Consider the following 14,993-nt stretch of genomic DNA (forward strand, 5'->3'; position numbering starts at 1 on the left):
CCCGAAAGCTGTCGACTCGGGGCAGCAGGACGGCGGGGTGGCAGGGTGGCGGGCTATGGAGCGGGCGCCACCGTCTCGCCGTCGGTCGGCAGCAGCAGGTCCGCGGCGCCGAGGCACTGGCCCGTCGCGGGGATGTTACCCACGGCCTGCGCCAGGTCTACGAGCACCGTGGACCCGCTGACCTTGTCCGAGTCGATGACCAGTTCGGTGGCCGGGTCGCGGCCGTAGGTGGTGTAGCGGTAGAGCGGGGCATCCGAGTCGTCTTCGATCCAGTCGATGCCGTTGACCGTGAGGCAGGGGAGCGTCGTCGGTGGGGGCACGGCAACGCCGCAGTGCAACAGGACCGCGCTCGGGGTGCCCCACGCGCCCGTGGCCTGGGCGTTCGTCTCACGTTCCGGAAGCGAGGCCACCGAGGTCGGAAGGCGAACGATGAGGTCGGCGCAGGTGGGATTGACGGCATCCGCGGCCGGTTCCAGCGGCACGACCGCCGTGCAGCCGGTGAGGAGCACGGTACCGGCGACGAGCGTGAGCGCGAGGCCGGTGTGGAGGAAACGGATGCGGGGAGTCATTGCATTCAGGCTACCGTTTGAAGCATGACGAATTCTGCGGGCGCGATGATCCCCATGAGTGCGACGCTGGCCGACCTGAGCGAAGGGGAGGTTCTCGCCCGGATCTTCCCGCGACTGCCGGGCTCCGCGGCCCAGCTCCTCGGCCCCGGCGACGACGCCGCCGTGATGCGGGCCCCGGACGGGCGCTACGTCGTCACCACGGACATGATGATCCAGGGTCCGGATTTCCGGCTCGCCTGGTCGTCCCCGCACGACCTCGGCTGGAAGGCCGCCGCGACGAACCTGTCCGACGTCGCCGCCATGGGGGCCCGTCCCACCGCACTGGTGGTGGCGATCGCCGCCCCGCCGTCGACGCCGATCTCGGTGATCGAGGGCATCGCCGACGGGGTGCGCGACTGCTGCGAGGCGCTGGCCCCCGGCTGCGGCGTCGTCGGCGGCGACCTGTCCGCGTCCGACGCCCTCACGCTCGCTGTGACAGCCTTCGGCGACCTCGAGGGACGCGAGCCCGTGCTGCGCTCCGGGGCGCGGCCAGGCGACGTCGTGGTCCTGGCCGGGCGCCTCGGTGAGGCCGCCCGAGGCCTGGACCTGCTCTTCCGCCTCGCCGTGGACGAAAACGGTGTTCCGGATGCTGCGCTGGCGGACGCACTGCGGGCGCAGCATCCTGAGGCGGTCGCCGCGCAGCTCGCACCGGTGCCGCCCATCGACCGAGGCCCGGCCGCCGCCGGCGCCGGCGCGACCGCGATGCTGGACGTGTCCGACGGACTCGCCATCGACGCCGGGCGCCTCGCCCGGGCCAGCGGCGTGGGCATCGACTTCGACCGGTCGGCCCTCGGCGAGAATGTCGAGCGTTCCCTCGGCGGCGGCGAGGACCACGGCCTGCTGGCCACTTTCCCGCCGGGCGCCGTGCTGCCGGCCGGCTTCCGCGCCGTCGGCGTGGTGACGGATGCCGCAGGCTCGGTCCTGGTGGATGGCCGCCCCCACGACCAGGCCGGTTGGGACCCCTACCGCGGCTGGGACGGCGCCGTCGCCTGAGAGCGCCTCAGGCCGCCGGCAGCACGGGGGAGGCGTACCAGACGGTCGTGTCGCCGTAGTCCTTGCGCCGGTCGGATGCGAGGCCCGCTCCCCAGACCGGTTCGGGGGAGCGCGAACTGCGCTCCACGATGACGAGTGCGCCCGGGTCGAGCAGCGGCGCCAGGGCGGCAAGGTTGTGGCCGAGCTCGGTCTCGGCCAGGTCGTAGGGCGGGTCGATGAAGACCAGGTCGAACCCCTCGCCGGTGGCCGCGAGGAACGACTGCACGGCCTGGCTGCTCACCTTGATCTTCGGGGCGCCCCGCCCCGGTGCCGCCCGCAGCACGGCCTCGGTGTTCTTGCGGCACATCTGCGCGGCGCCGAAGTTGTTCTCGACCAGGGTCACGATGCGCGCTCCCCGGCTGGCCGCCTCCAGGCCGAGCCCGCCCGACCCGGCGTACAGATCGAGAACCCGAGCGCCACGGATGATGTCGCGCGCGTCGAGGGCGGAGAAGATCGCCTCCCGAACACGGTCGCTGGTGGGGCGGGTGCCGGTCTTGGGCACCGCCAGGGGCAGGGAACCGGCAAACCCGGCGACGATTCGCGTCATAACCCGTCGAGTTTATCGCCCGTCGGCGGCCGCGGTCGCGGTGCACCCGCGCCGACGCGGTGCCGCATGTCGCACGTGCCGCCTACGATCGAGACATGACCGATTCGGAGGCTGGGGAGACTCTCGCCCCGGTGACCCTCGACAGCAAGCTGGCCACCGTGGTCGGCGGCAAAACGGCCGTCGCCCTGGGCAAGGCCTTCGGCTCGCACACCGTGGGCGATCTGCTCAGCCACTACCCGCGCCGCTACGCCCGTCGCGGCGAGCTCTCGTCGATCAGCCTGCTGCCGCTCGACGAGAACGTGACCATTGTGGCGGAGATCCGCTCGGTCGAGGAACGCCCGATGAAAGCCCGCAAGGGGTCGATCGTCGAGGTGAAGATCTCCGACGGCCGCGGCATCCTCAGTCTCACCTGGTTCAACCAGTCCTGGCGGGCCAGGCAGCTCCAACCCGGCATGCGCGGAATGTTCGCGGGCAAGGTCACCGACTACCGGGGCCACCTGCAGCTCACGCACCCGACCTACAAGCTCTTCGGCCCCGGCGCCGACGACGAACCCGAGATGCCCACGGATGCCGCGGCCGCCAAACTCTGGATCGAGCAGCCCGTCGCGATCTACCCGGCCACCAACACCGTGGCCAGCTGGCAGGTCGCGCAGTCCATCGCGATCCTGCTGGACAGCGTGGGCCCGGTGCCCGACCCGATCCCGCCGGGGCTGCGCGCCGAGCGCGGGCTACTGCCGCAGGGCCGGGCCTTCGAGCTGATCCACCGCCCGGAAACCGATGCGGACTGGCGCCGCGCGAGGGACACCCTGCGGTTCACCGAGGCCTTCGTGCTGCAGAGCGCCCTGGTGCAGCAGCGGCTCACCGCCCGGCAGCAGCACTCCACCCCGCGCGTGGCGTCGTCCGGCGGCCTGCTCGAGCGCTTCGACGCCGGCCTGCCCTTCAGCCTCACCGCGGACCAGCAGGGCGTGGCCACGGAGATCTCCGCCGACCTTATCGAGACCCACCCGATGAACCGGCTGCTGCAGGGTGAGGTCGGATCCGGCAAGACCGTCGTGGCCCTGCGGGCCATGCTCACCGTCGCCGACACGGGCGGCCAATCGGCTTTCCTCGCTCCCACCGAGGTTCTGGCGGCCCAGCACCTGCGCACGATCGTGCGGTCGCTCGGCCCCGAGCTGGCGGGCACGCTGATGCCCACCCTGCTCACCGGGCAGCTGCCGGTGGCAGAGCGCCGCAAGGCGCTGCTCCGAGTGGTGTCCGGACAGGCAAAGATCGTGATCGGCACGCATGCGCTGCTCGGCGACAAGGTCACGTTCTTCGACCTCGGACTGGTCGTCGTCGACGAGCAGCACCGGTTCGGCGTGGACCAGCGCGAGGCGCTGCGGCTGAAGGGGGCCGTGCCGCCGCACGTGCTGGTGCTCACCGCCACCCCGATCCCGCGCACCGTGGCCATGACCGTGTTCGGCGACCTCGACGTGAGCACGATCGCGGAGCTGCCGGAGGGGCGGCAGGGCATCGAGACGTTCGTCGTGCCTGTGTTCGAGAAGCCCGGCTGGGTCACCCGGGTGTGGACCCGGCTGGCGGAGGAGCTCGCCCAGGGCCGCCAGGGTTTCGTGGTGTGCCCGGCCATCGCCCCGAAACAGCTCGAGGAAGGCGCGGAGGTCGATCCCGAGGCTGCAGCGCCGGCATCCGTCGAAATGGTGCTCGCCGAACTGCGTCGTAACCCGGCCCTGGCCTCTGCCCGCATCGAACCGCTGCACGGGCGCATGACCAGCGAAGAGAAAGACGTGGCCATGCGCGCGTTCGCGGCCGGTGAGATCGACGTGCTCGTGGCGACGACCGTCATCGAGGTCGGCGTCGACGTGCCCAACGCCTCCGCCATGGTGGTGCTGGACGCCGACCGGTTCGGCGTCTCGCAACTGCACCAGCTGCGCGGCCGGGTGGGCCGCGGCGGCGTGCCGGGGCTCTGTCTCCTGGTCACGAGCGCGGAGGCCGAAACCATCGCGCGCGAGCGGGTCGAGGCTGTCGCTGCCACCCTCGACGGGTTCGAGTTGGCCCAGGTCGACCTGGAGCTGCGCCGAGAGGGCGATGTGCTCGGCAGCAACCAGTCCGGGGGCCGCTCTTCGCTGCGCCTGCTGAGGGTGGCGACCGACGGCGACCTGATCGGGGAGGCCAGAGGCCATGCGCAGCGCCTGAGCGAGCACGACCCGCACCTCGAATCGGTCCCGGCGTTGCGGGAGGCGGTGCGGCGGCGCCTCGACGACGCGGAGCGGGCCTCGCTCACCAAGTCCTGACAGCAGGATCGGAGCGCGCTCAGGCACCGTTCACGCACTGGGGCTAGGGTGATCGCTATGCGCAGGATCGCCGTCGTCCCCGGTTCATTCGACCCCGTCACGCGGGGTCATCTCGACGTGATTGAACGGGCGTCCGGTCTCTTCGACGAACTGCACGTGCTCGTCGTGCACAACCCCGGCAAGACGGCTCTACTGCCGATCAGCCAGCGGGTTTCCCTGCTGCAGCGGTCCATCCTGGACGCCGGGCTGCCGGGCAACATCGTGGTGGCCTCCTGGGGCATGGGGCTGCTCGTCGAATACTGCACGGAGGTCGGCGCAAGCGTGCTGATCAAGGGCATCCGCTCACAGGTGGACGTGGCCTACGAGACCCCGATGGCGATCGTGAACCGCAACCTCGCCGCCGTGGAAACGATCTTCCTGCTGCCGGACCCGGCCAACGCCCACGTGTCCAGTTCCCTGGTGCGCCAGGTCGCCGCGCTCGGCGGCGATATCACCCCGTATGTGCCGCCGGCCGTGGCGGCGTTCCTGCAGAAGACACGCGTGTGAATACGTCGCCCCTGCGCTCGGTTTCCGTTCCGGCGCTCGCCGGGAACGTGGGCGGCCCTGTCGCCGACACGGACGACGAGACCCTGATGGACCTTCCGGCCGTCGAGGCTGCGGCGCGTGCGATCATCCGCAATGTGGAAACCGTCATCGACGGCAAGCACACGGCCGTCACGACGGCTCTCACGGTGCTGCTGGCCCAGGGGCACCTTCTGATCGAGGACGTTCCCGGCGTCGGCAAGACCATGCTGGCCAAGGCGCTGGCCAAGTCCGTGCACTGCACGGTCAGCCGCGTCCAGTTCACCCCCGACCTGCTGCCCTCCGACGTGACGGGCGTGTCGGTGTTCAACCAGGTGGACCGCCGATTCGAGTTCAAGCCTGGCGCCATCTTCGCGAACATCGTGATCGGGGACGAGATCAACCGGGCGAGCCCGAAGACCCAGTCCGCGCTGCTGGAATGCATGGAGGAACGCCAGGTCACCGTCGACGGCTCCACCTACCTGCTGCCGCTGCCCTTCACGGTCGTGGCCACCCAGAACCCGATCGAGATGGAGGGCACCTATGCGCTTCCCGAAGCCCAGCGGGACCGGTTCATGGCACGCATCTCGATGGGGTACCCCGACACCGAGTCCGAGCTGATGATGCTGGATGCCCGAGACACGTCGAGCCCGCTGGCCGGCATCGAGGCGGTCGTCTCCGGCGCCCAGCTGCGCGGAATGATGACGGCCGTACAGCGGGTGTTCGCCTCTCCCGCGGTGAAGGAGTACACGGTCAGCCTGGTGCGGGCCACCCGCGACGACCGCGACCTGCGCCTGGGCGCCAGCCCCCGTGCCACACTGCAGCTGATCCGGGCGTCCAAGGCCCAGGCGGCGCTGCACGGCCGGGACTATGTGCTGCCCGACGACATCGACTCTCTCGCCGTCGCCGTGCTCGGGCACCGCCTCGTGGCGAGCAGCCGGGTGCTCGGCCACCATCAGGACAGCGGCCCGGTGGTCGACGACATCGTTCGCCGGATCGTGGCGGCCACCCCCGTTCCCGTCGGTGCCACCGGGCATCCCTGACGCCATGCCGGCGAAGCAGCGGCGCGTCCGGTTTCCCCGGGTCACCCTTCGAGGCGGGATGTTCCTCGCCGCGGGAGCCGGCCTTCTGCTGCTCGCCCTGCTGACGAACCAGCGCGACCTTCTGTTCATCGCCGGTGTGCTCCTGGCCATCCCCGTCGCCGCCCTCGGGTACGTCTCGATCCATCCGGTGCGCCTGCGCGTCACCCGGATGCTGCGCCCACCGGTCGTGCCGGCCGGCGGCGAGGTCGTCGTGGGGCTCGGGGTGCGGAACCTTTCCCCCCGGCCCCTGGCGGGCCTGCATCTGCGGGACACCGTGCGGGGGCGGGATGCCGGCGACGCCGGACTGACCGTGCCGGCCGGAACGCCGCTGCCGGCCCTCAACCGCTACGAGGGCGGCCCGGACACCGGTGCAGACAGCGTGAGGTTCGAGTACCGGTTCAGCTTGCCCCGGCGGGGTCTCTACGCAACGGGCCCGGTGCTGATCGGGCGTTCGGATCCGTTCGGCCTTGCCTCGGGCGAGTGGGCCGTGGGGGAGCCGCACGACCTGGCGGTGACGCCCCGGGTGACCGCCCTGGCCGGCCGGGGCCTCACCGGCACCCTGAACGACGGCGACGTTCCGGAGCGGCTCCGGCACCTGAACCACAACGCAGACCCCTTGATCGCGCGCGAGTACCGGCCGGGCGACCCGCTGCGCCGCGTGAACTGGCCGGCCACGGCCCGCCTGGGCGCGATCATGGTGCGGCAGGAGGAAGAGCAGAGCAACCCCGGAGCCCGACTCGTGCTTGACACCGCGCTGCGCGGACGCCGCGGCCGCCCGACCGTCGTCGGTGCCGACACTGGTGCCGGTGCCGACAGCGGCACCGATCTCGGCGGGCCGCGCCTCGAGCAGGCGTTCGAGGTGGCCGTCGAGCTCGCGGCATCCGTGGGGGTGCACCTGCTGGCGGCCGGCTACCGGCTCGACCTCGTTGCGCTGGGACCGAGCCTGTCCACACCGAGCCTGTCCAGTCCCAGCTCGGGCTCGTCCGGCAGACTGGCGAGCCCGGGCCAGGCGAACGCCACCCCGGGGCGACCCGGCGGCCGAGGCGGCCTGCGCGGCGACCCTCCCACCGTCTTCCTGCCGCCGGGCGGAGTCGCGCTGCTGCTCGAAGGGCTGGCCGGGGTCAAGCCGGCGGACCCGCCCGACCCGGCGGAGACCGGCGAGGACGAAGCAGAACAGACGTACACGTTCGGCGGCCCCGCAGTGAAGCCCGGACCCCCGGCATCCGTCGAACCAGGTACGCCCGAGTCCGGGACCGCCGCGAAACTCAGCACGCTCGTGGTGCCCGGCGGGCTGCTGCCGACCTTCGTGGTGCTCGTCGCCGTCGACGACCGGGATCTGGCCGAGCTTGCCGACCTCGTGTCCCAGAGCCGCCCCGCGGTGGCGTTCGTGCTGCCCACGGTGCGAACGGATGCCGTGCGCCGGCTGCGCGAGGCCGGCTGGCGCTGCATCCCCGTGCACCAGACCCCGGACATCCCCCGTGCCTGGGAGGACTTTATCGGCGCGAGGAGGCCCCTGAATGACGCCGTCTGACCGGGTCGCTCCCGACCAGGCCGCTCCCGACCAGGGCACTCGCACCGGTTGGCGCGACCCCTCCGCCCGCGCGGCCCGACTCAAGCGGGCGGAGTGGCCCCTCGCGTTCGCACTCCTCTTGCTGTTGGTCGTGGCCGACGCCGGCCTCGGGCCGCTGCTCGAGGGCACGGGCTGGTGGTGGCTGATGACGTTCACGGCCGCCGGCGTCCTGCTCGGTTCCGCCGGGTTCCGCCGCGCCGGCCTGCCCGTCTTCCTCGGGCCGCTCGCTGGATTAGGGGTTCTTGTGGCGGTCCTGACGCTGCTCTTCGGCGCCGGAAGCGGCTGGCTCTGGCTGATCCCGACCGGAGAGACGATCGACCGGTTCCGCGATCTGGCGCTCTCCGGGGTGGTCTCCATCGAGCAGCAATCGACGCCGGCCGAGGCGACCGCCGGCATCCTGTTCCTGCTCAGCGCCGGCGCCGGCGTGATCGCGATCCTGATCGACACGCTCGCGGTCATCCTGCGCGTGCCCGCGCTCGCCGGACTGCCCGTGCTGGTGCCGCTGCTCGTGCCGGGGCTTGCCCTCGGCCACGAGGCCAACCTGGAGGCCCTCGTGCTCACGGCCGCCGCCTACCTCCTGCTCCTCCATGTCGAGATCCGGATGCGCCGAGCCGGCAGCCTGCCCGGCCCGCCGGTCGTAGCGGGGCCCGGCACGGTCGCGCCCGGGCGGCGCCACGTGCCCGGCTCTTCTAAGGGAGCGGTCGTCGTGGGCAGCGTCGCGATAGTGGCGGCAATCGTGGTCAGCGTCGCCACGCCCGTCTTGCCTGGGGGCAGCCTCACGCGCGCGCGCCCGGGCAGCAGCCTGCTGTTTGCCAACGGTGTCAGCCCCATGATCAACCTCGGTCAGGACCTGCGCCGGCCGGACGCCGAACCGGTGCTGCACTTCCGCACCACGGCGACTCGGCCGCCCTACCTTCGGCTGCTGACACTCGATGAATTCTCGGGCCGCAACTGGACCGCCGGGGAGGCGCCCAGGAGCCGCGCGAACGCCGTCGACGACATCGACCTGCCGCCAGGGTTCTCACCCGATATCAAGACGAGCGAGACGATCACGACCATCGGCATCGACAACCTGGCCGCCCGGTGGCTGCCTACCCCTGCGCCGCCCCGCTCGGTGACCGGCCTGCTCGGCGCCTGGTACTGGAACGAGGCGACCGGGTCCATCACGAGCCCCGGCGACACGACCCGCGGCCAGGAGTACACCGTCACCGCGCTCACGTTGGAGCCGACGGCGGAGCAGTTGCGGGAAGCCGAGGGTGCGTATCCGGCGGAGATCCGGCGCAGCCTGAGGCTGCCAGCCGAGACTCCGGCCCTGATCGGCGACACCGCGCGTGAGGTCACCGCCGGCACCACGAGCGCGTACGAGGCCGCGCGGGCCCTGCAGGACTACCTGCGCGGCAGCGACTTCGCTTACGACACCGAGGCTCCCGTCGAGGCCGGCTATGACGGTGGCGGCATTGACGTCGTCAGCACCTTCCTCGAGGTGAAGACCGGGTACTGCGTGCACTTCTCCTCGGCGATGGCGGCTATGGCCCGCTCGATCGGCATCCCGTCCCGGATCGCGATCGGCTACCAGCCCGGGTCGCTGTCCGCGTCGGGTTCCGTCGCCGGGGTCGGCCGGTACAGCGTCGACACCCACGACCTTCACGCGTGGACGGAGATCTACTTCGAGGGCGTCGGCTGGGTGCCCTTCGAGCCCACGCCCGGCCGCGGCGCCGTGCCTGCGTACACGCAGGACAATGCCGTCACCGTTCCGCTGACTGATTCCGGCCAGGCCGGCCCGTCGGACGCGCCGCGCCCCGAGGACCTCGGCGGCCAGAACGCCGCTGACGCCCAGGCCGACGCTTCTTCGCCCGCGGACTCGCGCGGCGGCATCATCCGTCTCGGCCTGCTCGTCCTCGGGACGTTCGCGCTGCTCCTTCTGCCGGCCCTCATCCGGGTGACCCGGCGGATGCTGCGGCGCCGGGGCCTCCTGTCGGGGCAGAGCGGGGCCGTGGAGGCGTGGCGTGAGGTCAGCGACACGGCGGTGGACCATGGCGTCTTCGTGCGGGAGACCGAGACGCCGCGCGAGCTCGCCGCGCGGCTCCGGGTTCTCATCGGCTCGGTAGGCGGTACCGAGAGCGTTACGGAGGGCGCCGGTCCGGGCGGGGGAGCCGCGGCCGAGGCCCTCGACCGGCTCCTCGTGGGAGCGGAGCGCAGCCACTACGGGCGACCGGGTGACGACGCGCAGTCCGCGCGGGCGGCGGAACGCGTGGCCGACCTCGACGTGGTGCTCCGCGGCATCCATTCGGTGTCGGGCCGGCGCCTGCGGGTGCGGGCGACGCTGCTGCCGGCATCGCTCTGGCGCCCCGGCGAGCGACGAATCGGACGCCCAGCCGTGAACGCGTAGAATCTTCCCTCGTGAGTAGATTCAAGAAGACCCCGTACAAGGTCGATGTGCGCGACCTGATCAACCGCCCGGGCACCATGCACGAACGACACCTCGAAATCGTCGTGCCGGGAGACCTCGGCGAGAGCCTGGTCGCCGTGAAGGCCGGCTCTACCGTGATCGCGAACCTGCGCCTCGAAACCCTGCACGAGGGCATCCTCGTGTCGGCCCAGGTGTCCGGAATCGCCGCCGGAGAGTGCGGCAGATGCCTCATCGACGTCGAATTGCCGGTCCAAGTCGAGTTTCACGAGCTTTTCGCGTACTCTCTAGACGAAGCTTATGAAAGTGAAGTTCAAGATGACCACGTGGATCTTGAACCTCTGATCAGGGATGCGGTGGTGTTGTCACTGCCGTTCCAGCCGGTTTGCCGGCCGGATTGCCCAGGTCTCGACCCCGAGACCGGTGAACGGCTTGCCGAGGCCCCTGAGTTCCTACCCGAAGAAAAGCGCGATCCCCGGTGGGCCGCGCTCATGGAATTCCAAGCTTCCGAAAGCAGCGGCACGGATGAAGACATCCAGGCTGAAACGGATAGAGAAGAGAAGTAGTCATGGCAGTCCCGAAGCGCAAGCAATCACGCTCCAACACCCGTTCACGTCGTTCCTGCTGGAAGGCCGAAGCGCCCACCCTGGTCAAGACCATGGAAAACGGCAAAGTTGTCTACAGCCTGCCGCACCGCGCCAAGGTCGTCACCGACGCAGCCGGCACGGCGCTGTTCATGGAATACAAGGGCCGCAAGGTCGCCGACGTTTAGTCTCGTCGTGCTCGAACGCCTGATGCCGCGCCGACGGATGCCGGGAGTCCCGATTCAGGGTCCCGTTCCGTTGAGTCGCGGCATCAGTGTTTTCGGTCGGCATCTGCCCGGCGCGCACTCGCTGAGCCGGCACTCGTGAACGTCGATCCCGAGGTTTCGTCCCTGCTGGCGACTCTCGGCGTGCAGATCGACCCGGCCTTGCTTGAGCTCTCTCTCACCCACCGCTCGTACGCGTACGAGCACGGCGGCATACCCAATAATGAGCGCCTCGAATTTCTCGGCGACTCGATTCTGGGGCAGGCCGTGACGGTCATGCTCTATCGGGAGTACACGCAGCTCGACGAGGGTGACCTTGCCAAGCGCCGGGCCAGCCTGGTGTCGAGCGTTGCCCTGGCGGGCATCGCGCGCGGCATCGGCTTGGGTGCGTACGTGCGCCTCGGCCGCGGCGAGATCCTCACCAATGGGCGTGACAAGTCGTCGATCCTTGCCGACACCGTCGAGGCGCTCATCGGAGCGGTCTACCTCGACTCCGGCGGAGAGACGGCGACGGCGCTCGTGCTGCGCCTGATCGAGCCGCTCCTCCGTGACCCAGGGCACTTCGGAGTATCCATGGACCCCAAGACGAGCCTGCAGGAAGCCGCGGCTCGCCTGGGCACCGGGGTTCCCGTGTATTCCATCGCGGAAAGCGGACCCGATCACTCCAAGATCTTCATCGCCACCGTCACCGTGGGTGACGTCAGTGCGGTCGGCGAGGGCACGAGCAAGAAGCACGCCGAGATGGCCGCCGCACTCGACGCCTGGACGCGCCTCAGCGCTCCCTGAGCTGCTGTCAGGCCGTGACGCTGAAAGGCTCGCATGCCCGAACTTCCTGAAGTGGAGGTCGTTCGCGCCGGCCTGGCGCCGGCCGTAACCGGCGCCGTGATCGTCGGCGTCGAGGTCTTCGAGCCACGATCCCTGCGTCGCCATGACGCCGCGAGCGGGCATTTTTCCGACCTGTTGCAGAGCCGGGGCGTACTCGCCGCCGTCCGCCGGGGTAAGTTCCTCTGGCTGCCGCTGGATTCCGGGCGCGCCCTGGTCGTGCACCTCGGAATGAGTGGTCAGGTGCTGCTGCGCAGCCCCGGATCGGACACGGACCGGCACCTGCGCATCCGTTTGCAGATCGAGCACCCGGAACATGGCGAGCTGTGGGTCAACTTCGTCGACCAGCGCATCTTCGGCAGTATGGCCGTGGACTCGATGCAGCCCACCCGCGACGGGCTGACGGCCGGGTACTCCGGGCTCGCAGGCGGCGCGACCGGGGCGGACGGACTAGCCAGTTCGGGCCTGGGCTGGTCGGGGCTGATCCCGTCGCAGGTGGCGCACATCGCGCGCGACCCGCTGGATCCGGGCTTCTCGGCGCCGCTCTTCCTGGCTGCCCTGGCCCGCAAGAAGACCGGGATCAAGCGCGCCCTGCTCGACCAGACCCTGATCAGCGGCATCGGGAACATCTACGCCGACGAGGCCCTTTTTGAGGCCCGGGTGCACTACGAGCAGCCGGCAGACTCCCTGTCGCCCGCGAAGGGGCGGGCGCTGCTCGGCGCGGTCCGCAGCATCCTGAACCGGGCCCTGGCCGAGGGCGGCACCAGTTTCGATGCGCAATACGTGAACGTGAATGGTCAGTCCGGATATTTTTCGCACCGCCTCAACACGTACGGCCGGCAGGGTCTACCGTGCCCCCGCTGCGGCACACTGCTCGTGCGGCAGCAGTTCATGAACCGCAGTTCACACCTCTGCCCGCGATGCCAACGGCTGCGCTGAGGCTCGCTGCCCGCGAGAAGCCTGACTGTTGAACAAAAATACGAAACTCTTTTGAATATCAAGTGAATAACTCTCAACTTTAATCACCATCTTTGCTAACCGCGGACCATGACAACCGCCGCAGATGACCTCAGAGCGGCAACGGATGCCGTCGCCCGCCTGGACTCCTCCTGCGCCGACTAGGAGCACCTCGCCGACGCCGAGGTGCTGGCCGGTCAGAAGCAGATCGCGGCCGCCCGCCGCCTCCTCGACACGCGATCCGCGTGGATGGCGGCGACCATCGCCCGGCGGTCCCGGCCCGAACTCGGCCATTCAGGTCTGGCCCCGCAGCAGGGATTCCTCTCGCCCGAGGCGCTGATCCAAAAGGTGACGGGCTCGACCAAGACCGACGCGTTCAAACTGGTCTCGGTCGGCACGATGATGGCCGGTGCCGAGGCGGCGCAGGCGCGCGTCGAGGCGGCCGTGGAGTCGCCGGACGCTGATGCCGCCGAGGTCGCGGAGTTCGTTGCGAAGGTGCCCTGGCAAGCGCCGATCGCCCGCGCGGTCACCAGGGGCGCTCTCTCCGTCGACGCGGCCGAGTCGATCCGTTTTGGTCTCGGCCAGATCGCCGCGACGGTCACCGCCGACAAGCTCACCGAAGCCCTGACCCCTGCTTCTCGTCGAGGCGTCGACGCTGAACACGGACCAGGTCTTCAGACTGGCGCGGCGCATGCGCGACCGCCTCGACGAGGCCGGCATTGCCGCCTGGGAGAAGCAGGCCCACGACGACCGGTTCCTGAAGGTCTACCGGCTCGGCAACGGCAAGGTGCGTCTGAATGGCCTCTTCGCGACCGAAGACGGCGAGTTCGTGCTCTCCGTCTTCGACTCGATCACCAGCCCTCGCCGCGGCGGGGTGCGCTTCGTCGACAAGGCGAAAGCCGCGTGGGCCACACGCATGCAGGACGACCCCCGCACCACGGACCAGATCGCCGCCGATGCCCTCGTGCAGCTGCTGACGATCGCCGGCGAGGCCGATCAGGGCCGGGTGTTCGGCGGTCGCCGCCCTTCGCCTCAGCTACGTGTGCCGGCTTTGCCCTCTTTGCTGGCTTTGCGGTCTTTTGTTCTTTGGCTTTGGCTTTGGGCTTTTGGTTGTCGGGTCTCGGGATCTGGGTCTTTGGCTCTGGGACTCAGGGTTCGGAAATTCAGGGCTCGGCAGGCTCGAGGGCCGGAGAGCCGGGTTAGAGGGCGTCGCGGCGCCAGGCTCCCTCGTAACCAAGCGGCACGAAGCCGATGGCCTCGTTGACCGTGAGCATGTGCCGGCTCTCCTCAGCGTTATAGGTCATCACCGACGGATGCCCGGGGCGCTCCGCCGCGAGCAGCTCGAGGTTCGCCGTCTTCAGCAGCATCCCCAACCGGCGGCCGCGGTGCTCGCGCAGCACCAGAGTGTCCTCCTGGCTGACCGCGCGGCGGGACTCCGCCGGCACCTCCAGCTCGGTGAATCCCACGAGGTGGCCGCTCGGGCCATGCAGCACCGCCGAGGTCAACGCCGTGCGCCTGCCGGCGGCAGCCTTCTGCTCCTCCTGCATGACGCGCTCGGGCGTCTAGAGCTGCTCCGGTTCGGCAAGGCCGGCGCTCGGGGCATCCGTGCTCATGCGCGTGTAGAGCACCGCCAGATCGGGCAACCATTCCGGCGGGGTGCGATCGACCCACTGCAGCACTGCATAGTCCGGACCCGCGTGCGCGGCGGCGGCGTCGCGCAGTCGACGTAGCTGCGGGGGATCCACCGGCAGGGTATGCCGGCTGGCGCGCACGACCTGCTCGAGGAGGTAGCCGCGGCCCTGAAGGAACCGAACCTCGGGGTTGCCGAGCGGAACCGAACCGAACCCGGTGGGGGAGTGAAGGCGCCCACCCGGCGCTGTCGGTGATGGTGCGTAGACGATCTGAACGCTGCGGTCCTCGGAGTGCGCGATCGCCTCGAGCCGGGCAGTGAGGGCTGAGCCGATGCCTCGCCGTCGGTACTCGGGAAGCACTTCCACGGCCAACCACGCGTGCTCGGCGGAACCCTCCGGAAGGGTCTCGTAGTGACCGCGCCCGACAAGGCGTCCCTTGGACCGGGCCACGAGGAGGCGCTTGGGCTCCCACGCCTGCTTGAGCCAGTCCGGCAGGAGCTCTTCGGCGGTCAGCTCCAGGTCGGTGGTGCCATACGCCTCCGCCTCGACCGTGTTGCGCACCCCGTTTGCCGCCTCGAAATCGGCCCAGCCGGGAGCCTGCGGCGCGGGGGGGATGGCGAGTTCGTCGATCTCGAAGGTGAAGGTCCCCATGATCGGCCAGCGTAGCGCCGCCCCTG

16 protein-coding genes are annotated in these 14,993 nt (G+C 70.3%); 11 read left to right on the forward strand and 5 right to left on the reverse strand.

Annotated elements, in window-relative coordinates:
- Positions 1 to 53: 53 nt before the first annotated feature.
- Positions 54 to 569, reverse strand: coding sequence for a DUF3515 family protein (locus E3O47_RS07240; RefSeq protein ID WP_104171675.1), 516 nt, complete (start codon positions 567 to 569; stop codon positions 54 to 56).
- 24 nt (positions 570 to 593) lie between these two features.
- Here E3O47_RS07240 and thiL point away from each other — a divergent pair, with 24 nt between their 5' ends.
- A complete protein-coding gene (thiL, locus tag E3O47_RS07245) occupies positions 594 to 1,601 on the forward strand; it encodes a thiamine-phosphate kinase (protein ID WP_241986114.1) in 1,008 nt (335 codons plus the stop codon).
- A 7-nt stretch (positions 1,602 to 1,608) separates the two neighbouring features.
- Here the strand turns inward: thiL and rsmD are convergent, their stop codons facing one another.
- Positions 1,609 to 2,187, reverse strand: a complete 579-nt coding sequence (rsmD, locus tag E3O47_RS07250) for a 16S rRNA (guanine(966)-N(2))-methyltransferase RsmD (RefSeq protein ID WP_134341767.1) — start codon at positions 2,185 to 2,187, stop codon at positions 1,609 to 1,611.
- Between the two features lie 95 nt (positions 2,188 to 2,282).
- Between rsmD and E3O47_RS07255 the strand changes: the two genes are divergently transcribed.
- From E3O47_RS07255 to E3O47_RS07295, 9 genes are all read left to right on the forward strand, one after another.
- Complete coding sequence (locus E3O47_RS07255) at positions 2,283 to 4,478, forward strand: ATP-dependent DNA helicase RecG (RefSeq protein WP_104103051.1); 2,196 nt, start codon at positions 2,283 to 2,285, stop codon at positions 4,476 to 4,478.
- A 57-nt stretch (positions 4,479 to 4,535) separates the two neighbouring features.
- Positions 4,536 to 5,024 carry a pantetheine-phosphate adenylyltransferase gene (gene coaD / locus E3O47_RS07260; RefSeq protein ID WP_104103054.1) on the forward strand — a complete coding sequence of 163 codons (489 nt, stop codon included), beginning with the start codon at positions 4,536 to 4,538 and terminating at the stop codon, positions 5,022 to 5,024.
- Positions 5,025 to 5,110: 86 nt separating this feature from the next.
- Entirely contained in the window at positions 5,111 to 6,082 is a 972-nt protein-coding gene (locus E3O47_RS07265; RefSeq protein ID WP_134420021.1) for a MoxR family ATPase, read from the forward strand.
- Positions 6,083 to 6,140: 58 nt separating this feature from the next.
- Positions 6,141 to 7,652 carry a DUF58 domain-containing protein gene (locus E3O47_RS07270; protein WP_134419974.1) on the forward strand — a complete coding sequence of 504 codons (1,512 nt, stop codon included), beginning with the start codon at positions 6,141 to 6,143 and terminating at the stop codon, positions 7,650 to 7,652.
- Positions 7,639 to 10,080 carry a DUF3488 and transglutaminase-like domain-containing protein gene (locus E3O47_RS07275; protein WP_134419976.1) on the forward strand — a complete coding sequence of 814 codons (2,442 nt, stop codon included), beginning with the start codon at positions 7,639 to 7,641 and terminating at the stop codon, positions 10,078 to 10,080. Before E3O47_RS07270 ends, E3O47_RS07275 begins: the two co-directional genes overlap by 14 nt.
- An 11-nt stretch (positions 10,081 to 10,091) precedes the next feature.
- Positions 10,092 to 10,664 (forward strand): DUF177 domain-containing protein, encoded by a 573-nt coding sequence (locus E3O47_RS07280; protein WP_104171681.1) that lies wholly within the window; start codon positions 10,092 to 10,094, stop codon positions 10,662 to 10,664.
- 2 nt (positions 10,665 to 10,666) lie between these two features.
- The gene (gene rpmF, locus E3O47_RS07285; RefSeq protein WP_066596228.1) at positions 10,667 to 10,870 is read left to right on the forward strand and encodes a 50S ribosomal protein L32; all 204 of its coding nucleotides are present in this window, start codon (positions 10,667 to 10,669) and stop codon (positions 10,868 to 10,870) included.
- Positions 10,871 to 11,032: 162 nt separating this feature from the next.
- Positions 11,033 to 11,692: a ribonuclease III gene (rnc, locus tag E3O47_RS07290; protein ID WP_241976707.1), complete on the forward strand. Its 660-nt coding sequence runs from the start codon at positions 11,033 to 11,035 to the stop codon at positions 11,690 to 11,692.
- 33 nt (positions 11,693 to 11,725) lie between these two features.
- Entirely contained in the window at positions 11,726 to 12,667 is a 942-nt protein-coding gene (locus E3O47_RS07295) for an Fpg/Nei family DNA glycosylase (RefSeq protein WP_134419978.1), read from the forward strand.
- A 312-nt stretch (positions 12,668 to 12,979) separates the two neighbouring features.
- Here E3O47_RS07295 and E3O47_RS07300 read toward each other — a convergent pair whose 3' ends face one another.
- A complete protein-coding gene (locus tag E3O47_RS07300) occupies positions 12,980 to 13,348 on the reverse strand; it encodes a hypothetical protein (RefSeq protein ID WP_134419980.1) in 369 nt (122 codons plus the stop codon).
- 28 nt (positions 13,349 to 13,376) lie between these two features.
- Here E3O47_RS07300 and E3O47_RS07305 point away from each other — a divergent pair, with 28 nt between their 5' ends.
- Complete coding sequence (locus tag E3O47_RS07305; RefSeq protein ID WP_241976701.1) at positions 13,377 to 13,949, forward strand: hypothetical protein; 573 nt, start codon at positions 13,377 to 13,379, stop codon at positions 13,947 to 13,949.
- Here E3O47_RS07305 and E3O47_RS07310 read toward each other — a convergent pair.
- On the reverse strand, positions 13,885 to 14,232 hold the full coding sequence (locus E3O47_RS07310; protein ID WP_134341759.1) for a hypothetical protein: 348 nt from the start codon (positions 14,230 to 14,232) through the stop codon (positions 13,885 to 13,887). The two genes, E3O47_RS07305 and E3O47_RS07310, sit on opposite strands and share 65 nt — an antisense overlap.
- Before the next feature lie 15 nt (positions 14,233 to 14,247).
- Entirely contained in the window at positions 14,248 to 14,967 is a 720-nt protein-coding gene (locus E3O47_RS07315) for a GNAT family N-acetyltransferase (protein ID WP_134419981.1), read from the reverse strand.
- Positions 14,968 to 14,993 lie beyond the last annotated feature (26 nt).

This window comes from Cryobacterium sp. TMT2-17-1 (assembly GCF_004402765.1).
In the GTDB taxonomy this organism is placed as follows: domain Bacteria; phylum Actinomycetota; class Actinomycetes; order Actinomycetales; family Microbacteriaceae; genus Cryobacterium; species Cryobacterium sandaracinum.